At 73.3% G+C, this 18,395-nt stretch carries 17 protein-coding genes; 12 read left to right on the plus strand and 5 right to left on the minus strand.

Annotation, left to right across the window (positions count from 1 at the left end):
* Positions 1 to 27 precede the first annotated feature (27 nt).
* From ispG to IO39_RS40700, 8 genes are all read left to right on the plus strand, one after another.
* Complete coding sequence (gene ispG, locus IO39_RS40670) at positions 28 to 1,194, plus strand: flavodoxin-dependent (E)-4-hydroxy-3-methylbut-2-enyl-diphosphate synthase (RefSeq protein ID WP_043635959.1); 1,167 nt, start codon at positions 28 to 30, stop codon at positions 1,192 to 1,194.
* A 204-nt stretch (positions 1,195 to 1,398) separates the two neighbouring features.
* Complete coding sequence (locus tag IO39_RS40675) at positions 1,399 to 2,046, plus strand: DsbA family oxidoreductase (RefSeq protein WP_043635961.1); 648 nt, start codon at positions 1,399 to 1,401, stop codon at positions 2,044 to 2,046.
* A 200-nt stretch (positions 2,047 to 2,246) separates the two neighbouring features.
* Positions 2,247 to 3,104 carry an LLM class flavin-dependent oxidoreductase gene (locus IO39_RS40680; RefSeq protein WP_043635963.1) on the plus strand — a complete coding sequence of 286 codons (858 nt, stop codon included), beginning with the start codon at positions 2,247 to 2,249 and terminating at the stop codon, positions 3,102 to 3,104.
* A 236-nt stretch (positions 3,105 to 3,340) separates the two neighbouring features.
* Complete coding sequence (locus tag IO39_RS40685; RefSeq protein WP_084774399.1) at positions 3,341 to 4,984, plus strand: alpha/beta hydrolase; 1,644 nt, start codon at positions 3,341 to 3,343, stop codon at positions 4,982 to 4,984.
* Between the two features lie 160 nt (positions 4,985 to 5,144).
* Complete coding sequence (locus tag IO39_RS40690) at positions 5,145 to 5,987, plus strand: GNAT family N-acetyltransferase (RefSeq protein WP_043635967.1); 843 nt, start codon at positions 5,145 to 5,147, stop codon at positions 5,985 to 5,987.
* A 304-nt stretch (positions 5,988 to 6,291) separates the two neighbouring features.
* Positions 6,292 to 7,149 (plus strand): SDR family NAD(P)-dependent oxidoreductase, encoded by an 858-nt coding sequence (locus IO39_RS40695; protein ID WP_043635970.1) that lies wholly within the window; start codon positions 6,292 to 6,294, stop codon positions 7,147 to 7,149.
* Complete coding sequence (locus IO39_RS55395; RefSeq protein ID WP_157549619.1) at positions 7,146 to 7,313, plus strand: hypothetical protein; 168 nt, start codon at positions 7,146 to 7,148, stop codon at positions 7,311 to 7,313. Before IO39_RS40695 ends, IO39_RS55395 begins: the two co-directional genes overlap by 4 nt.
* On the plus strand, positions 7,310 to 8,260 hold the full coding sequence (locus IO39_RS40700) for an SDR family NAD(P)-dependent oxidoreductase (protein WP_052424017.1): 951 nt from the start codon (positions 7,310 to 7,312) through the stop codon (positions 8,258 to 8,260). The genes IO39_RS55395 and IO39_RS40700 overlap by 4 nt, the downstream gene beginning before the upstream one ends.
* Here IO39_RS40700 and IO39_RS40705 read toward each other — a convergent pair.
* From IO39_RS40705 to IO39_RS40715, 3 genes are all read right to left on the minus strand, one after another.
* Positions 8,238 to 9,929 carry a SpoIIE family protein phosphatase gene (locus IO39_RS40705; protein ID WP_052424018.1) on the minus strand — a complete coding sequence of 564 codons (1,692 nt, stop codon included), beginning with the start codon at positions 9,927 to 9,929 and terminating at the stop codon, positions 8,238 to 8,240. The genes IO39_RS40700 and IO39_RS40705 overlap by 23 nt on opposite strands.
* Positions 9,930 to 10,014: 85 nt before the next feature.
* Positions 10,015 to 10,392: a DUF3037 domain-containing protein gene (locus IO39_RS40710; protein ID WP_043635972.1), complete on the minus strand. Its 378-nt coding sequence runs from the start codon at positions 10,390 to 10,392 to the stop codon at positions 10,015 to 10,017.
* On the minus strand, positions 10,389 to 11,201 hold the full coding sequence (locus tag IO39_RS40715; RefSeq protein WP_043635975.1) for a HipA family kinase: 813 nt from the start codon (positions 11,199 to 11,201) through the stop codon (positions 10,389 to 10,391). Before IO39_RS40715 ends, IO39_RS40710 begins: the two co-directional genes overlap by 4 nt.
* A gap of 124 nt (positions 11,202 to 11,325) precedes the next feature.
* On the opposite strand from IO39_RS40715, the gene IO39_RS40720 reads away from it, so the two are divergent.
* Positions 11,326 to 12,291 (plus strand): ArsR/SmtB family transcription factor, encoded by a 966-nt coding sequence (locus IO39_RS40720; protein ID WP_043635979.1) that lies wholly within the window; start codon positions 11,326 to 11,328, stop codon positions 12,289 to 12,291.
* Positions 12,292 to 12,627: 336 nt separating this feature from the next.
* Here IO39_RS40720 and IO39_RS40725 read toward each other — a convergent pair whose 3' ends face one another.
* On the minus strand, positions 12,628 to 13,500 hold the full coding sequence (locus tag IO39_RS40725; RefSeq protein WP_043635983.1) for a TIGR03619 family F420-dependent LLM class oxidoreductase: 873 nt from the start codon (positions 13,498 to 13,500) through the stop codon (positions 12,628 to 12,630).
* Positions 13,497 to 14,744 (minus strand): LLM class flavin-dependent oxidoreductase, encoded by a 1,248-nt coding sequence (locus IO39_RS40730; RefSeq protein WP_043635986.1) that lies wholly within the window; start codon positions 14,742 to 14,744, stop codon positions 13,497 to 13,499. The genes IO39_RS40725 and IO39_RS40730 overlap by 4 nt, the downstream gene beginning before the upstream one ends.
* Before the next feature lie 93 nt (positions 14,745 to 14,837).
* Here IO39_RS40730 and IO39_RS40735 point away from each other — a divergent pair, with 93 nt between their 5' ends.
* The 3 genes from IO39_RS40735 to IO39_RS40750 form a co-directional block, all read left to right on the plus strand.
* A complete protein-coding gene (locus IO39_RS40735) occupies positions 14,838 to 15,647 on the plus strand; it encodes a TIGR03619 family F420-dependent LLM class oxidoreductase (protein WP_043635989.1) in 810 nt (269 codons plus the stop codon).
* Positions 15,648 to 15,696: 49 nt separating this feature from the next.
* A complete protein-coding gene (locus IO39_RS51475; protein WP_052424019.1) occupies positions 15,697 to 17,394 on the plus strand; it encodes a serine/threonine protein kinase in 1,698 nt (565 codons plus the stop codon).
* A 107-nt stretch (positions 17,395 to 17,501) separates the two neighbouring features.
* A partial coding sequence (locus IO39_RS40750) for a serine/threonine-protein kinase (protein ID WP_157549621.1) occupies positions 17,502 to 18,395 on the plus strand: 894 nt, incomplete at its 3' end.

Consider the following 18,395-nt stretch of genomic DNA (forward strand, 5'->3'; position numbering starts at 1 on the left):
GAAAGCGTCGTCACAGTAAGGGTTGAAATGTCTCCTGTAGCTCTCGGCATCCCGACGGTCCGCCCCAAGCCGCTCGCCGAACGCCGCCACTCCCGCCAGATCATGGTCGGCAGCGTGCCCGTGGGCGGCGACGCCCCCGTGTCGGTGCAGTCGATGACGACGACGGTGACCGCCGACGTCAACGCCACCCTGCAGCAGATCGCCGAGCTGACGGCGTCCGGCTGCCAGATCGTCCGGGTGGCCGTGCCGTCCCAGGACGACGCCGACGCGCTGCCGATCATCGCCAAGAAGTCGCAGATCCCCGTCATCGCCGACATCCACTTCCAGCCGAAGTACGTCTTCGCCGCCATCGACGCGGGTTGCGCGGCCGTCCGGGTCAACCCCGGCAACATCAAGAAGTTCGACGACAAGGTCGGCGAGATCGCCCGGGCGGCGGCCGACGCCGGCGTGCCGATCCGCATCGGCGTCAACGCCGGCTCCCTCGACCCGCGCCTGCTCCAGAAATACGGCAAGGCCACCCCCGAGGCCCTGGTCGAGTCCGCGCTGTGGGAGTGCTCGCTCTTCGAGGAGCACGGCTTCCGCGACATCAAGATCTCGGTCAAGCACAACGACCCGGTCGTGATGATCAACGCCTACCGCCTGCTGGCCGCCAAGTGCGACTACCCCCTCCACCTGGGCGTCACCGAGGCCGGCCCCGCCTTCCAGGGCACGATCAAGTCCGCCGTCGCCTTCGGCGCCCTGCTCGCCGAGGGCATCGGCGACACCATCCGCGTCTCCCTGTCGGCCCCTCCGGTCGAGGAGGTCAAGGTCGGCACCCAGATCCTGGAGTCGCTCGGCCTGCGCGAGCGCGGCCTGGAGATCGTCTCCTGCCCGTCGTGCGGGCGGGCCCAGGTCGACGTCTACACCCTGGCCGAGCAGGTTCAGGCGGGCCTGGAGGGCATGAAGGTGCCGCTGCGGGTGGCCGTCATGGGCTGCGTCGTCAACGGCCCCGGCGAGGCCCGCGAGGCCGACCTCGGGGTGGCCTCGGGCAACGGCAAGGGCCAGATCTTCGTCAAGGGCGAGGTCATCAAGACCGTGCCGGAGTCGCAGATCGTCGAGACGCTGATCGAGGAGGCGCTGCGCCTGGCCGACGAGATGGGCGTCGAGGTCGACCTCGACGACGACACCCCCGGCCCCACCGTCACGGTCGCCTGACCCCTTCCCGGAGCGGCCCGAACCCGGTTCCCACCCCTGCCGCCGTCATCGTCACCCTCCGCCCTCTGCTCTGATCGGCTTGACCGTGGTTGACCTCAACTGTGGTTGAGATTGCAGGATGAGGGCCTGGGCCCGTTCTGGGTCGGCATCCGCCCGTTCCGGGCGGGTGGGTGGAGATCTGTCGTGCGACGGCCGGGGGCTTTGATGAGGGTGGAGATCTACGCCGATGTGTTGTGCCCGTGGTGCTACATCGGCAAGAGGCGGCTGGACGCGGCGCTGGCGCGGGTCGACGGCCGTGACGGTGTGGAGATCGTGTGGCGGGCGTACGAGCTCGCTCCCGGCGAGGGCAGGGTGCCCGGTCCGACGGCGGCCGAGGCGATGGCCGGGTGGTGGGGTGAGCAGGCGCCGGCCCGCGTCGCGCGGATCCGGTCCCTGGGGGCGGCCGAAGGGCTGGAGCTGAACCTGGACCGGGCGCGGCCGGTCAACACCTTCGACGCGCATCGGCTGGGCAAGCTGGCCGCCGAGCTCGGTCTGGGTGATCAGATGATGGAGCGGCTGCTGCACGCGTACCACACCGAGGGGCTCAACGTGGCGGACCCGCGGGTGCTGGAGGCGCTCGGCGGGGAGGCCGGGGTGGACGCCGGGCGGGTGCGCGGCGTGCTGGCCGGTGACGAGTACGCGGCGGAGGTCCGGGAGGACCGGCGTCGCGGCGCCGAGTCCGGGGTCACCGGTGTGCCGTCCCTGGTGATCGACGGCCGGCCGCCGGTCCCCGGGGTGCAGCCCGTCGCGGACCTGCACCGCCTGCTGGAGGACGGCCTGCGCGCGGCGCGAGCGGCGTCCGCGGCCGGCTGATCTGCCTGGCCGGAGTGCTGGAGGACGGCCTGCGCGCGGCGCGTACGGCGTCCCCGGCGGGCTGATCTGCCCGCCACGCCGGGTGCCGGAGGACGGCCCTGGTGGATCGATCTGCCGGGCCGGTCAGGGTGGACGCCTTGGACCGGTGGGGGCGGGTTTCGGTCGTTGCATGACTTCTTGTGGAAGGGATCGCATTTTCGATGGACATCGGTATCGGGCTGCCCGGGCATGCTCCTTGGACCGACGGCAGGGCGCTGGTGGAGTGGGCGCGCAGGGCGGAGGCGCGCGGGTTCTCCACCCTCAGCGTCAGCGACCGCCTGGCGTGGAGGACGCCGGAGCCGCTGATCGCGCTGGCCGCCGCGGCGGGCGCGACCTCCCGCATCCGGCTGCTGACCAGCGTGCTCCTCGCGCCCCTGCGGGCCAACCACGCGCTGTTCGCCAAGGCCGTCACCACGCTGGACCAGGTCGCCGGCCCCGGCCGGCTGCGGCTGGGGCTCGCCCCCGGGGTCAGGGAGGACGACTTCGTCCTCGGCGGGGTCGACTACGGCAGCCGGGGTGAGCGGTTCGACCGGCTGCTGGAGCGGCTCGCGGCGATCTCGGCCGGCGGCGACCCGGTCGGCCCGCCGCCGGCCACCCCGGGCGGGCCCGAGTTGCTGTTCGGCGGCACCTCCAAGGCGGCCCTGCGCCGCATCGCCGCACACGGGACGGGCTGGATCGCGGGGGACGCGACCGTCCAGGACGTGGTGGACTTCGCCCCCGAGCTCCGGCGTGCCTGGACCGAGGCGGGCCGGGCCGGTTCGCCGCGCGTAGTGGCCTCGGTGATGTACGCGCTGGGCCCCGGCGCCGAGCAGGCGGTGTCGGCCGCCATCGGCCCCTATTACGCCTTCGCCGGCGAGGAGTTCGCGAACTACGGCATCTCCATCGCCTACACCGCACCGGAGCGGATCAAGGACGCGATCGCCGACTTCGAGCGGATCGGCTGCGACGAGCTGATCTTCATGGGCAACGACCCCGATCCCGCCCAGGTGGATCTCCTGGCCGACACGATCGGGCTCTGACCCGGGAAACGGCGCCCCTCCGGCTCGGACGGCGATTCCCGCTCCGGCGGTGACCCGGCCCGGACGGCGACCCCGGCTCCGGCGGTGACCCGGCTCCGACGGGCCTCTCGTGACCCAGGCGTGATTACGCTCTGCCATGGGAAGCTTACAGAACGGCAAGCATTTCCCCATACCCAGCGTCATGGCGTGGCTGCTCGCGGGAGCATCTCAAGGCCTATGACAAGGAAGGGGACCGGGTGAAGCGGGTAGTGGGGGTTGTCGCCGGACTGGTGGTGCTCATCGCCGGAGTGGCGGGCGTGGATGGGGCGGCGGTGGCCGAGCGGGAGGCGCCGGCGCGGGTCGTGTGGGGCGCCTGCCCGAAGGTGGCGGGGAAGACCGCGTCGGCGGCGCTGGAGTGCGCCACCGTACGCGTGCCGCTCGACTACCGCGAGCCCACCGGGCAGTCCATCAAGATCGCGCTCAACCGGGTCAAGGCGAAGGTCTCCCGGGACGCCGGCCATCTGGGCACGCTGCTGGTCAATCCCGGCGGGCCGGGGTCGTCGGGGCGGGACCTGACCGAGTTCGTGGCCACGACGCTGCCCGACGACGTGGCCGAGCGCTATGACGTCGTCGGGTTCGACCCGCGCGGCGTCGGCGGCAGCGAGCCGGCCGTGCGCTGCGTGGACCCGGCCACCTACTACAAGCCGCCCCGGCCCGACGCGGTGCCGCGCCGGCCCGGGGACGAGAGGGTGCTGCTCGCGCGGGCCGCCGCGTACGCCTCGCGCTGCGGGCAGCTCTGGGGGTGGCTGCTGCCCCACCTCACCACCGAGAACTCCGCCAGGGACATGGACCGGGTGCGCGCCGCCCTCGGTGAGGAGAAGATCAGCTACCTCGGCTACTCGTACGGCACCTACCTCGGCGCCGTCTACGCCACCCTGTTCCCCCAGCGGGTCAAGCGCATGGTCATGGACAGCAGCGTCGATCCGACCGGCGTCTGGTACGCCTCGAACCTCAAGCAGGACCGCTCCTTCGAGCGCCGCCACCGGCAGTTCCTGTCCTGGACGGCCAGGCACCACGACGTCTACAAGCTGGGCGCCACCCTCAAGCAGACGTCGTTCGCCTACTACGCGATGCGCGACCGGCTGCGCACCCGGCCGGCGGCCGGGATCGTGGGGCCGAGCGAGCTCGACGACACCTTCACCGTGGCGGGCTACAGCGACAAGGTCTGGCCCCAGTTCGCCCAGGCGTGGTCGTCGTACGTGCGCGAGGGCGACACCAAGGGGCTCATCGAGATCTACGACAAGCACGGCAAGAACGACGCCGAGGACGAGAACGGGTACGCCGTCTACCTCGGCGTCCAGTGCCGTGACGCGCGCTGGCCGCGCGAGTGGTCCAAGTGGCGGGCGGACATGACCGCGATGCACCGTCGCGCGCCGTTCCTGACCTGGCCGAACGCCTGGTTCAACGCCCCCTGCGCCTTCTGGCCGGTGCGCGGCGGCACGCCGGTGCGGGTGCACGCGTCGCCGAAGCTGCCGCCGTTCCTCATGCTGCAGTCCAAGGACGACGCCGCCACGCCGTACGAGGGGGCGCTGCAGATGGCCAAGCTCTTCCCCCGGGCCCGGATGGTGCTCGACAAGGGGGGCAACCACGGCGTGTCGCTGTCGGGCAACACGTGCCTGGACCGGCATCTGGCCGCGTACCTGAGGGACGGCTCGCTGCCGAGGCGGAACGCGGTGTGCGCCGCGGCGCCCGAGCCCCGGCCGGCCGCGCGGATCACGCCGGAGGCGGCGCCGCAGGCCCGGACGCCGCAGACCTCGAAGACCTCGCCGACCTCGCCGCTGTCGCAGGCGGGTGATCTGCTCGGCGTCCTGGGCGTGCTCCAAGGGCTGCTTCCCCGCTGAGCGGCCGCCGGGCGCGGCTGTGTCCCGGCGGGCGGAAGGGGCGCGGGGGGAATGGCGGAGGGGCGGGACATAACAGGTCGCACTCATTTCTGACCTGATGTTGTCAACGGCCGAGGCTTTTCGCGGACTTCGGTGCCCCTTCGCGTAGTCTGACCATGTGATGCTGCGTACATCGGCGTCGCGCGTGCTCGACGACAACGACCGGGACGAAGTTCTCGCCCTGCTGGACTCCGATCCGGTCGCCAACGTCTTCGTCGCCTCCCGGGTGCGGGCCGTCGGTCTCAACCCGGCGAGGCTGGGCGGGCAGATGTGGGGGTTCGGGCCGCGCGGTGGCCTCGTGTCACTCTGTTACGCCGGGGCCAACATGGTGCCGGTCAACGCCGGTCCCGAAGCCGTGCACGCCTTCGCCGACCGCGCGCGCAAGCAGGGGCGGCGCTGCTCGTCCATCGTGGGCCCGGTCGACGCGGTGTCCCTGCTGTGGGAGCGGCTGGAGCCGCACTGGGGGCGGGCGCGGGCGATCCGCTGGGCGCAGCCCGTCATGGCCACCTCCAGCAAGCCGCCGGTGCCGGCCGACCCGATGGTGCGCCGGGTGCGGCCGGAGGAGTTCGACATCCTGCTGCCGGCGTGCGTGGCCATGTTCACCGAGGAGGTCGGCGTCTCGCCCAACCTCGGCGACGGCGGCGCCCTCTACCGGACGCGGGTGGCCGAGCTCATCCGCATCGGGCGGTCGTACGCGCGCATCGATGACGGGCGGGTGGTGTTCAAGGCCGAGGTGGGCGCCGTGACGCCGCAGGCCTGCCAGATCCAGGGCGTCTGGGTGGCGCCCGAGCTGCGCGGCAAGGGGCACGCGGTGGCGGGGATGGCCGCCGTGGTGGAGGCCGCGATGAGCTGCTTCGCGCCCGTCGTGACCCTCTACGTCAACGACTTCAACCACGCGGCCCGCGCGGTCTACCGGAAGGTGGGCTTCCACGAGGTCGACACCTTCATGTCGGTGCTGTTCTGACCTCTGACGTTCACGGCTCCGGCGCCTGGCGCCCGGGGCTCTGACACCCGGCGATCGCCGCCCTCCGATCACCCGCACGCCCGCGCCTCCCCGGAGCGGGCGTGCTGCCGCGCACGTTGACAATGCGAATGATTACTCGTATTTTTTTGCGAGTGGCTACTCGCATCAGGAGGAGCCCGCATGGCCGACCCGTTCGTGCGGCTCCGTGTCCTGCCGCCCAGCGCGTGGTGAGCGGCGCGCGCCCTCAGCGGGCGGCCTGCCCGGCGAAGCGCGCGGCCCTCAGGACCTATCAGGGAGGAACTCCATGACCGAGCGGAAAGCCGTCCTCATCACCGGGGCGTCCGGCGGCATCGGCCGGGCGCTGGTCCGGTCACTCGCGGACCGGGGCTACACCGTGTTCGTCGGCGTGCGGGACGGCGGGGAGGGCCTGGCGGACGTGCCGGGGGTGCGCCCGGTGCGGCTGGAGGTGACCGACCCCGACGGCGTCGAGGCCGCCGCCCGGCAGGTCGGGCGGGAGGTGCGCGACTGGGGGCTGGCCGCGGTGATCAACAACGCCGGGGTGATCGTGCAGGGCCCGCTCGAACTGGTGCCCCCGGCGGAGCTGCGCCGCCAGTTCGAGGTCAACACGTTCGGGCCGGCGTTCGTCACCCGGGCGTTCCTGCCGCTGCTGCGGGCGGGCGCGGGCCGGGTGATCAACATCAGCGCGCCGACCGCCAGGCAGCCCATGCCGTTCCTCGCGGCGCTGTCGGGCAGCAAGGCCGCGCTGGCCGCCATGTCCCAGGCCCTGCGCATGGAGCTGGCCGCGTGGGACATCCCGGTCGTGCTCGTCGAGCCGGGCACCACCGCCACCGAGATCTTCGACAAGGCCGGCGCCGCGGCGAAGGCCGCGCTCGCCCTGGCCGAGCCGCACCGGGTCGCCCTCTACGCCGGCCACCTGGCCGCCGTCGAGAAGGCGCTGGCCGGGCAGCGGCCCGGCCCCGTCGAGCCGGTGGCCCGCACGGTGGCCAGGGCGCTGGAGGACCGCAGGCCCAAGCGCCTGTACGTGGTGCCGGGGGACGCCCGCCTGATCAGCCTCCTCACCCGGCTGCCGGTGGCGCTGCGCGAGCGGCTGGTCATCGGCAACCTCGGGCTGGCCGGGGTACGCGCGGGAGACGCCGGATGACCGGGACCGCCTCCGGGAGACGCGAGAGGCCCACCACCCTGCCCGCCACCCAGCCCGCCGCCCTGCCCGCCGCCCTGCCCGCCGCCCTGCCCGCCGCCCTGCCCGCCGCCCTGCCCGCCGCCCTGCCCCCCGCCGCCCGGCCCGCCACCGGAGGCGTGCGATGACCGGGACCGGGACCGTGCTCATCACCGGGGGCACCGGCGGGCTCGGGTACGAGACCGCCGGGCGCCTGGCCGCGGCGCGGCCCGGCTGGACCGTGCTGATCACCGGCAGGGACGCGCGGCGGGCGGACGACGCGGCGCGGCGGCTGTCGGCCGGCAGCGGGGGGCACGTGGTGGGGGCGCGGCTCGACCTGGCCTCCCTGGCGGAGGTGCGGGCGTTCGCCGCGGAACTCCCCGGCAGGGGGCTGCCGCCGCTGCGCGGGATCGTGTGCAACGCCGGCACCCAGGTCGTGCGCGGCATCACGTACACCGAGGACGGGTTCGAGACCACGTTCGCCGTCAACCACCTGGCCCACTTCCTGCTGGTCAACCTGCTGCTGCCGGCCGTGGCCGGCGAGGCGAGGATCGTGTTCGTGGCCAGCGACACGCACGATCCCGCCCGGCGCACCGGCATGCCCGCGCCCCGCTGGGCCGCCCCGGCCGAGCTGGCCAGGTCGCCGCGGGGAGAGTCGCCCCGGGAGGGGAGACGCCGCTACACGACCTCGAAGCTGTGCAACGTGCTGACCGCCTACGAGCTGGCCCGCAGGCGACCCGACCTGCGGGTGAACGCGTTCGACCCGGGGCTCATGCCCGGCACCGGGCTGGCCAGGGACTATTCGCGGCTGCACCTGCTGGCCTGGCGGCACGTGCTGCCCGCGCTGGCCCTGCTGCCCGGGCTCGGCGTCAGGACGGCCGGCCGGTCGGGCGCCGCCCTGGCCGCGCTGGTGGCCGCCCCGCGCTTCGCCGCCGTCACCGGCGCCTACTTCTCGGGCTTGCGCGCCGTGCGCTCCTCGGAGGCGTCGTACTCGCCGGAGCTGGCCGCCGACCTGTGGCGCGGCAGCGCCGAGCTGGCCGGCCTGGAGACGCCCGGCCTGGAGACGCCCGACGTCACCCGGGGACGCGCACGGTGAGCATGGCCACGTCGTCGTCGTTGTCGGCGGGGCGCACGCGGGTGAGCAGCCGGTCGCAGTACGCGCTCACCGGCTGGTCGATCAGCGTGGCGGCCTCGCGGAGCAGCCGGTCCATGCCCTCGTCCAGCGGATGGGTGGGAGACTCGATCAGCCCGTCGGTGTAGAACAGCACCGTGGAGCGCGGCGGCAGCTCGACGACGGCGTCCTCGCGGACCGAGCTCAGGCCGGTGCCCAGCAGCAGGCCGGCCGCCTCCTCCAGGAAGCGGGCGCGCCCGTCGTGCCCGACCAGCAGCGGCGGCGGGTGACCCGCGTTGGTCCAGCGCAGCCGCCAGCCGCCGTCGGCGCGCTCCACGAGGGCGAAGACGGCGGTGGCCATCGTGGTCTCGGTCATGCGCGACACCGCCTGGTCGAGCCGGTCCACCACCGCGCTGGGCGGCGCCTCCTGCTCCCCGGCGTACGCGCGCAGCATGTTGCACACCTGGGCCATGCCCGAGGCGGCGTCGAGGTCGTGGCCCACCACGTCGCCGATCACCAGCCCGGCCGCGCCGCCGGACAGCAGGAAGGCGTCGTACCAGTCGCCGCCGACCTGCGAGGCGCGCGGCGCGGGCAGGTAGCAGGCGGCCATCTCCAGGCCGGGCAGGGTGGGCAGGCGGGGCAGCAGGTGGCGCTGCATGGTCTCGGCGACGCGCCGCTGCCGCTCGTACAGGCGGGCGTTGTCCAGCGCCAGCCCGGCGCGGCGGGCGATGTCCTCGACCAGCAGCAGGTCGTCGGTGGTGAACGGCCGGGCGCGCTGGGAGCGCCCCAGCGTCAGGGCGCCGACCACCTCGCGCACGCCGCGGATCGGCGCGATGCACGCCGACTCGATGCCGCTCGTCTCGAACAGCTCCCGCTGGATGACCGCGACGGGCGTGTCGGGCGGCTGCTGGTAGTCGGCGGGGGTCACCAGCGTCGCCGTGACGCCGCGCAGCGCCCGCGACAGGGGCATCGTGGACTCGCGCTGCACCGGCGGCATCGCCCGCTCCAGGTCGTCGCGGTGGGTCAGGACGCCGTTCTCGTGGTGGACCACGACCGAGCGGGTCACCCCGCCCTCCTCGGTGATCAGGTCCACCACCACCCAGTCGGCCAGCAGCGGCACGACCAGGCGGACGAGGTGGCGCAGCGTCTCGCCGACGTCGAGGCTGGAGGTGAGCGTCGCGGTCGTCTCCGCGAGCAGGGCCAGCCGTTCGAGCTCCGACATCGACGAGGAGCCGAACACCGGGCCGCGCCCGGCGGCCTCGACGTCGCCGGTCTCGTAGAAGATCACCATGGCGTGCGGCCCGCCCTGGCCCGTCCCGCACGGGGTGACCAGCCAGGTCACCTCCATCAGGGAGCCGTCGCCCCGCTCCAGCCACTCCCCCTCGCCGATGGAGGTGGTGCCGGTCAGGAGGGGCTCGCGCATCGTGCAGCGGCTGCGCGGCAGCGGCTCGCCGCGCCGCCCCCGGTGCAGCAGGTCGTGGGCGTCGCGGCCCAGCAGGTCGGGCGGGTCGCGGCGGAGCAGCTTCACGGCCTGGGGGCTGACCTCGACAATCTGCCCGCGGTCGTCCACGACGTACACCCCGGCGTGGGACAGGTCGCCGAACGTGCAGGCACGCCCGCCCTCCACGGTGTACGGCCCGGACGGCACGCTCATGGTCAGGCTCTCCTTCCCCTTCTGCACCGTCCTACCCAGCGACCGGTTCCGCCACCGCAGGCCGGGCGGACCGGATGAAAGGAGGTCAGAGGCGTACGAGCTTGTCGAAGAGCCTGGCCAGCTCGATGCCGGGGTCGGCGGTCAGGCCCGCGTGCACCGGCCCGGCCTGCACGATCGTGCTGCGCGGCGCGGTCAGCCAGCGGAACCGGCCGCCGAGCGACTCGCCCGCCAGCGGCCCCGGGCTCTCGCCGCAGGCCAGCTCGTACGCGCTGAGCGCCCGCCGCACCCCGTCGACGTCGGCCTGCGGATCGAGGGCGCGCAGCCGGCCGGGGTCGAGCTCGACCCGCGCGCACAGGTAGCCGCGCGGCTGGCAGTAGAGCAGCACGCCGGCGTTGATCTGCTCGCCCCGCTCCACCTTGGGGATCACGCGGATCACCGCGTATTCGTAGACGTCCCTGCTCATCGGTCGCCGCCTCCCCGCCAGAACTCGCCGACCGAGCCCGGGCCCGCCTTCCTGCCCTTGCTCTCGCCCCGCACCAGCCATGCGCCCGGCCCGTGCGCCCGCCGCAGCAGGTGGTCGACATATGCCTCGCGCACCTCGCCGGGGCTCTCGAAGCCCGGCTCGCCCGCCAGCCACTCGTCGGGCACCAGGGCCGTCACGGTCTCCAGCAGCTCGCGCGTGACCTTCGGCGCCAGCTCCGCGGCGGCGGCGCCGACGTCGCCCGCGTACGGCGCGAGCACGTGGTCACCGGCGTCGAAGGGCCGCTGCGGGTCGGCGGTGCGCCAGTTGTGGTGGAACCAGAGCGCCGCGCCGTGGTCGATCAGCCAGGTGTCGCGGTGCCAGATCAGCAGGTTGGGGTTGCGCCAGCTCCTGTCGATGTTGTGGATCAGGCCGTCGAACCACACCACCCTGGCCGCGAAGAGCGGATCGGCCGCCCACGCCAGCGGCTCGAACCCGAGCGCGCCGGGCAGGAAGTCGACCGCGAGGTTGAGCCCCGTGCTGGCCTTGAGCAGGTCCTGCACCTCCTCGTCGGGCTCCCTGATGCCGAGCTGCGGATCGAGGTCGATGAGCTTGAGCTCGGGGGTGCGCAGCCCCAGGCGGCGGCCCAGCTCGGCGGCGATGATCTCGGCGACCAGGACCCGCCTGCCCTGCCCCGCCTCGCGGAACTTCACGACGTAGGTGCCCAGGTCGTCGGCCTCGACGACGCCGGGCAGCGACCCGCCCTCCCGCAACGGGGTCACATAACGGGTGGCTGCGATCTTTTCCAGCACGAGACGAGGCTATCGCTCCCCGCCCGCACCTCGTGACGCGCCGGAGCGGCGGATGATCACGCCGGAGCCGCCGCGGCCGGGCGGGCCGCCGTAGAGTGGTGCCGGCGAGAGGATCGGCCGATCGATGCTCAGGATTCACTTCACCGGTGACGACCTCCGGCGCGTCCGCGTGGCGCAGGGGGTCGATCCCTTCTGGGAGATGGTGTTCAGCAGGCATCGGCTCGCCGACCCGGCCCCGCCGGCGGTGCTGCGACCCTGGCTGGCGGAGATGCGGCGGGCGCGGGGCCGGCTGCACCGGCACGAGCGGGTGGTGACGGCGCTGACGCCGTTCGGGCCGTACTTTCCCGACTTCATCACGCCCGCCGAGGGGCTCCAGGGGCTCGACGCCGGGCTGCAGGCCATCCTGCGCACCCCGCGCGCGCGGCTGCGCGACGAGCTGGCCAGGCTGGCGCGCACGTCGCCGCTGCCCGGCTGGGGCCGGCGGCTGGCCGGCGGGGAGACGGCGACGCTGATGAACCTGGCGGCCACGTTACGCGCCTACCAGGCCATCGCCATCGCGCCCCACCACGACACGATCAGCGCCGCCGTCACGGCGGAGTCCGCGCGCCGGCGGCGCGACCTGGCCGAGGGCGGCGTGGACGGCCTGCTGCGCGGCATGGAGCCGCTCATGCGCTGGCGGCCGCCGCTGCTGGAGGTCGACTACGACGTGGACCGCGACCTGCACCTCGGCGGGCGCGGGCTGCTGCTGATCCCGTCCTACTTCTGCAGGCGCGTCCCGGTCGCCCTGGCCGACCCCGAGCTGCCGCCCACGCTGGTCTACCCGATCGACTGCCACTCCCACTGGGCGGCGAACCGCACCGAGTCGCTGGTGGCCCTGCTCGGCGCGACCCGCGCGACGGTGTTCGCCGCGATCGACGGCGGCGCGACCACCACGCAGCTGGCCGGGCGGGCCGCGACGTCGCCCGCCTCCGTCAGCCGCCACACCCGGGTGCTGCGCGACGCCGGGCTGATCGAGACGCACCGCCACGGCACGGCGGTGCTGCACGTGATCACCCCGCTGGGGCGGGCCCTGCTGTCGGCGGCCCGGTAGGCGGCCCGGCAGGGTGTTCCGGCCGGCGCCGTCCAGCCTTTGCGCCCACGTGCAAAGGCTGGTCGCGGCCGGGACCGGGTGACCATACTGGGCCGGGTCGTGATCTCCCCGTCCGGGGACCTCCATGAAGCTGCGGATGGAGGGCCGGGACGGAGGAGGTCATCGCGAGAGCCGGGCCGGAGACGGCGCGGGCCGGACGCGATCGGGGGCGCGTGCGGGCCCTGCCGGGCGGGACTTCGGGGGCCGGCACGACACGGCCGGCACGCTGCGGCCGTCTCGTGCCGGTGGATCGGCGCCGCGGGGCTCAGGGCCGGTCCGTGGCCGTCCGGGCGCCGTTCACATCTTGGCGATGATCTCGTCGGCGTAGCGTTCCATGGTGGCGATCTTCAGCTCCAGGGTGCCCTCGCCGTACCGGGCCTTCTCCTCGTCGGTGGCCAGCCACCACGGGGCGGCCATCGTCCCCGTCACGCCCTTGTCCGCGAAGCGGCGGTACGTGGCCGCGTCGGGCACGACCGCCAGCGGGGCGATGACGTCGAAGCCCTCCAGGGACCTGCCGTTGGCCTCCAGATGGCCGCGCAGGGCGGCCAGGACCTCGTCGAACTGCTCCTCGGTGTAGATGCGGTTGCCGATCCAGCCGTCGCCCAGCCGGGCCGCGCGGCGCAGGGCCGCCTCGCTGTCGCCGCCCACGTACACCGGGATCGGCCGGTCCGGGGTGGGGCAGATCGACAGCGGCGGCAGGCCGTCCAGGGTGACGGTCTGGCCCGACCACAGGGAGCGCAGCACCGGCAGCATCGCGTCGAGGCGGCGGCCCCGGGTGTGGAAGTCCTGGCCGGTGCCGACGAACTCCTCCTTGCACCAGCCCACCCCGACCCCGAACGTCACCCGGTCGCGCGACAGCACCGCCGCCGTGGAGACCTGCTTGGCGACCGTGAACAGGTCGCGGGCGGGGGCGATGTAGACGTTGGGGGAGAAGCGGAGGGTCGTGGTGACCGCCGCCATCGCGCCGATCGTGACCCACACGTCCGGCCAGTGCGTCGCGGCGTCCCAGCGCGGCCTGCCGGAGCGCGAGTACGGGTACGGCGTCGCGAAGTCGGCGTAGAAGAGGTGGTCGGAGAGGGTGAGGGTGTCGAAGCCGCACCGTTCGGCCACCCGCGCCAGCTCGACGAACTGGCCGGTGTCGGAGAACGAGGCCCCCAGCCAGAACCTCATCGGAACTCCGGGGCGACCTTGGTGGCGAACAGCTCCAGGTTGCGCTTGACCGTGTCCAGCGGCAGCACGCCCTGCTGGCCCTGCATGTACAGGCCGAACCACTCCAGGTCCGGCATCCGGTCGAGCATGCGCTGGATGCCGCGCTTGACGTCGTCGGGCGTGCCGAACAGGGCCATCTCGACGTCGTTCATGCGCTTGGCGTCGCCCTTCTCGGGGGAGATGGGCTGGTGCTTCTCGTCCTCCTTCTTGCGCAGCACCTCCAGGTAGCCGAACGGGCCGAAGAAGGCGGCGAAGTCCTTGGGGATGCTGCGGCCGAAGGTGTCGATGGCCTGCTCGGTGGTGTCGGCGATCCCGACGATCTTCAGGATGCCGGTGTGCTCGCCCAGCTTGTAGTGGCGGCCCTGCTTGGCCGACTCCTCCTGGTAGAGCTTGGCCTTGGCGGCGTGGTCGTCGGGGTTGGGGGTGAACATCCACGGCAGGATGTCCTCCTGCGCGGCCCTGATGACCGACCGGTCGGAGATCGTGAACGGCTGCCACAGCTCGGGGTGCGGGTTCTGGTACGGCCGGGGGCAGACCGACACGGCCCTGACCCGGCCCTCCTCGTCGAGCTCGTCCGGGGCGCCGAATGTGCGGGTCCACTCCTGGGCCGGCCAGCCCTCGATGCCCTCGTACGGGTAGGGCACCTGGTAGTCGAGCACGTCCGACTTGTAGCGGAGCGTCTCCTGCGTCCACGCCATCTTCATGATCTTCAGCACCTCGCCGAAGACGTCGAAGTTGCGCGTGTCGGTGGCCGAGCCGTCGGAGCGGGCGGCGGCGGCGTGCCAGCGCTGGCCCAGCACGTTCATCCAGCGGTTCTGGTAGCCGCGGGCGACGCCGAGCCGCAGCCGTCCCTTGCAGAACTGGTCGAGCAGCGCCACGTCCTCGGCCGCCCTGATCGGGTCCCAGGCGGGCAGGACGAGGCCGAGCGGGGCGAGCAGGATGCGCTCGGTCCTGGCCGCCAGGTCGGTCAGGAACATCAGCGGGTTGACCGAGAACTCCATGCCCTCGGAATGGAAGTGGTGCTCGGTCATCATCAGCGCGTCGAAACCGACCTGATCGGCGTGGACGGCTATCTCCCGTACCTCGTGCAGCAGCCTCTGGTACGACTCCGTGTCCCGCCCGATCGGGCGCTTGGCCCTGGCGTTCTCCTCGGCGGCGTAACCGGAGCCTGGTATTTGCGGATTCAGGAAGATAGAAAACTTCACCGGGGACCTCTTTCCGCGGGACGGTCTTCTGCAAGGTACTGGAGAAATCGTAACCGAGCAATCGCTTGGTTCGGGCTCGATCGGGAGAGGCGCATGAGACTTGGGGTCACGATGTTCGCGACGGACCTGGCCATGCCGGTCCAGGAGCTGGCCAGGGCGGCGGAGGAGCGCGGCTTCTCGTCGCTGTTCCTGCCGGAGCACACCCACATCCCCGTCTCGCGCCGCACGCCGTACGCGGCCGGGGGCGGCGAGCTGCCCGAGGAGTACAAGCGCACTCTCGACCCCCTCGTCGCCCTCTCCTTCGCCGCCGCCGCGACCAGCCGGCTGCGCCTCGGGACCGGCATCCTGCTCGCCGCCCAGCGCGACCCCATCGTCACCGCCAAGGCGCTGGCGAGCCTGGACCACCTCTCGGGCGGGCGCGCGGTCGTCGGGGTCGGCTTCGGCTGGAACGTCGAGGAGATCGAGAACCACGGTGTCCCGTACGGGCGGCGGCGCGCGGTCGCACGGCGTAACGTGCTGGCCATGCAGGCCCTGTGGCGGGAGGAGGTGGCCTCCTTCGAGGGGTTCGAGCCCTCCTGGTCGTGGCCCAAGCCGGCGGGCGGGTTGCCCGTCTACGTGGGCGGCGCGGCGGGGCCGAAGCTGTTCGCGCAGGTCGCCGAATATGCCGAGGGGTGGATGCCGATCGGCGGGCACGGGGTCAAGGCGGCGCTGCCGGCGCTGCGCGAGGCGTGCGAGAAGGCGGGGCGGCCGATGGCGAAGGTTATTCCGTTCGCGACCCGGCCCACTCGGGAGAAACTCGATTATTTCGCGGAGCTCGGGATCGAGGAGGCGGTGGCGCAGTTGCCGAGCGGGCCGGCGGACGAGGTGCTGCCGGTGCTGGACGCATATGCTTTGCTGCTTTGAGACACCGAATTTAACGGGATATAGCGGGTGACGGGCATAATGGCGGTATATGTCCGAGCTTAATGCCGATGATCCCCGGCGGCTGGGGGCGTACCGGCTGACACGCAGGCTCGGCCAGGGCGGCCAAGGCGTCGTCTACCTGGGCGAATCTCCGCAGGGCGCGCCGGTCGCCGTCAAGCTGCTGCACGCCAGCCTCTCCGGCGACCCCAACGCGCGACGGCGCTTCCTGGGCGAGGTCGAGGCGGTGCGCAAGGTGGCCGCCTTCTGCACCGCGCAACTCCTGGACGCCGACCTCGAAGGGGACCGGCCCTACCTGGTCAGCGAGTACGTCGAAGGCCCCTCTCTGCGCGAGCTCGTGGTCAACGAGGGGCCCCGCCAGGGAGGCTCGCTCGAACGCCTCGCCATCGGCACCGCCACGGCTCTCGGCGCCATCCACCGCGCCGGGGTCGTGCACCGCGACTTCAAGCCCGGCAACGTGCTGCTCGGCATCGACGGGCCCCGCGTCATCGACTTCGGCGTCTCCCGGCTCGTCGACACCGCCGTCACCACCACCCACCTGCCCATGGGCACCCCCGCCTACATGGCGCCCGAGCGGATGAAGGGCGAGAGCGCCGGGCCGCCCGCCGACATGTGGGCGTGGGCGCTGACGGTGGCGTACACGGCGACGGGGCGCACGGCGTACACGGCCGACACGCACCAGGAGGTGCTCGCCCGCGTCCTGTACGGCAAGCCCGACCTGGGCCCGCTGGACGGGCGGCTGCGCGAGATCGTCGAGGCGTGCCTGGCGCAGGAGCCGGGGGAGCGGCCGGACGCCGAGGAGGTGCTGCGGCGGCTCCTCGGCCAGCAGGCCGTGGGGGCGGACGTGCTGTCCACGGGCGCGATGGCCGCCATCGGGCCCGACACCGGCGACGCCGGCGGCGGCTCCCGCCGGGGGGCCGAGCGCAGGGAGTCCGGGGCGCTCGCGGCCGTCGTCGGGCTGGGGGCCACCGAGGCCGAGCCCGGAGTGATCACCGATCCCGACCCCACGACCAGCTTCCCGGCCATCACGGCGCCGCTGATGGCGGCCCGCGACGCCTCCGCCCGCGACGCCTCCGCCCGCGACGCCTCCGCGCGTGACTCAGCCGCTCCGGACGCAGCCGCCCCGGACGCAGCCGCCGCCCAGGATGCCTCCGCTGTCGGGGTCGCCTCCCGTGCCCCCGACACCGCCAAGTCGCATACTGCCGACACCGTCGACACCACGAGGAGCGCCGGCACGACCTTGCAGGCTCTCGCCACCGGCACGCCGTCCGGGACCTCGCCGGCCCCCGTCGCCGGCACGCCGGTCCAGACCGCCGGGCCGGTGTGGCGGCGGGTGCGTCCCTGGCAGGTCGTCGTGGCGGTGGTCGGGCTGGTCGCGGCCGTGGCCGGATTCGTGTTCTGGCTGCGCGGCGCGCAGGGCCCGGGCCTGGAGGGCAGTTGGTCGGGCTCGGCCGAGCACAAGAGCGCCGGCCGCGTCTTCCCGGTCGTGCTGCACCTGAACGGCGACGGCGGGATGATGCGCTGGGGCGCCGACCTGCACTGCGCGGGACGGCTCTCCCGGGACGGCAACGGCATGGTCTTCACCCTCGACCGCGTCGGGGGCGAGGAGTGCTACCCGGGGACGCTGCGCATGTTCCCCACCTCGGACGTGAACCAGATGGACATCAAGGTCACACGCAAGGGTAAGGACGAAGTGACGTATTCGGGCAAGGTCGCCCGTACATCCTGACCTGCTGTGTCACGGTCCGGATGCGATTGCCCTGAGCGCCGTTGACTGTTCGCGGGCGGTTGCCTTCAGTAGAGAGCAGCAAGGGTGGCGGCGAGGGGAGGCGCCCCGTGCCAACGGCGCAGCCGCTCAGAACGGGGGACCCCCACCGGCTCGGGGCCTACACGCTCTCCGGACGGCTGGGCGAAGGCGGCCAGGGCGCGGTGTTCCTCGGTTCGAGGGGCGGGGAGACGTACGCGGTCAAGCTGCTGCACGGGCCCGTCGGGGACGAGCGGGCGGCGTTCCTGCGGGAAGTGGAGCTGGCCAAGCAGGTGGCGAGGTTCTGCACGGCCCAGGTGATCGACGCGGGGTTCGACGAGGGGCGCCCGTACATCGTCAGCGAGTACGTCGACGGCCCCTCCCTCCAGCGCGAGGTCGTCCTGACCGGACCCCGGCGGGGCGGCGCGCTGGAACGGCTGGCCGTGAGCACGGCCACGGCGCTGGCGGCCATCCACCGCGCGGGCATCGTGCACCGGGACTTCAAGCCGCAGAACGTGCTGCTCGGCTCCGACGGCCCCCGAGTGATCGACTTCGGCCTCGCCCGCGCCCTCGACGCCGCCGCCACGGTGAGCGGGCGCGGGGTGGGGACGCCGGCGTACATGGCGCCCGAGCAGATCACCGCCGAGGCCGTCACGGGAGCGGCGGACGTCTTCTCGTGGGGCGCGACGATGTGCTTCGCCGCCAACGCCTCGGCCCCGTTCGGCCAGGACTCGGTCGCGCCGGTGCTGCACCGCATCCTGACCGCGCCACCCGAGCTGGGGCGGCTGGACGGGCGGTTGCGTACGCTGGTGGAGGCGTGCCTGGACAAGGACGCCCGCAACCGTCCGAGCAGCAGGGAGCTGCTGTTCGAACTGCTCGGCGAGGGCACCGGCGACCTGCCCCCCGAGATCCTCCGCACACCCCCACCCCCCATCCTCCGCACCTCCCGCCCCACCCCCGGCACCCCAGCCCTACCTCCTCCCCCT

This window comes from Nonomuraea candida (assembly GCF_000725485.1).
In the GTDB taxonomy this organism is placed as follows: Bacteria; Actinomycetota; Actinomycetes; order Streptosporangiales; family Streptosporangiaceae; genus Nonomuraea; species Nonomuraea candida.

Coding starts and splice junctions, on each gene's coding strand:
- IO39_RS40720 (WP_043635979.1), top strand. CDS start 11,326: ATGCTCAGGATTCACTTCACCGGTGACGACCTCCGGCGCGTCCGCGTG.
- IO39_RS40680 (WP_043635963.1), top strand. CDS start 2,247: ATGGACATCGGTATCGGGCTGCCCGGGCATGCTCCTTGGACCGACGGC.
- IO39_RS40710 (WP_043635972.1), bottom strand. CDS start 10,392: ATGAGCAGGGACGTCTACGAATACGCGGTGATCCGCGTGATCCCCAAG.
- IO39_RS40675 (WP_043635961.1), top strand. CDS start 1,399: ATGAGGGTGGAGATCTACGCCGATGTGTTGTGCCCGTGGTGCTACATC.
- IO39_RS40735 (WP_043635989.1), top strand. CDS start 14,838: ATGAGACTTGGGGTCACGATGTTCGCGACGGACCTGGCCATGCCGGTC.
- IO39_RS51475 (WP_052424019.1), top strand. CDS start 15,697: ATGTCCGAGCTTAATGCCGATGATCCCCGGCGGCTGGGGGCGTACCGG.
- ispG (WP_043635959.1), top strand. CDS start 28: ATGTCTCCTGTAGCTCTCGGCATCCCGACGGTCCGCCCCAAGCCGCTC.
- IO39_RS40725 (WP_043635983.1), bottom strand. CDS start 13,500: ATGAGGTTCTGGCTGGGGGCCTCGTTCTCCGACACCGGCCAGTTCGTC.
- IO39_RS40690 (WP_043635967.1), top strand. CDS start 5,145: ATGCTGCGTACATCGGCGTCGCGCGTGCTCGACGACAACGACCGGGAC.
- IO39_RS40695 (WP_043635970.1), top strand. CDS start 6,292: ATGACCGAGCGGAAAGCCGTCCTCATCACCGGGGCGTCCGGCGGCATC.
- IO39_RS40705 (WP_052424018.1), bottom strand. CDS start 9,929: ATGAGCGTGCCGTCCGGGCCGTACACCGTGGAGGGCGGGCGTGCCTGC.
- IO39_RS40700 (WP_052424017.1), top strand. CDS start 7,310: ATGACCGGGACCGGGACCGTGCTCATCACCGGGGGCACCGGCGGGCTC.
- IO39_RS55395 (WP_157549619.1), top strand. CDS start 7,146: ATGACCGGGACCGCCTCCGGGAGACGCGAGAGGCCCACCACCCTGCCC.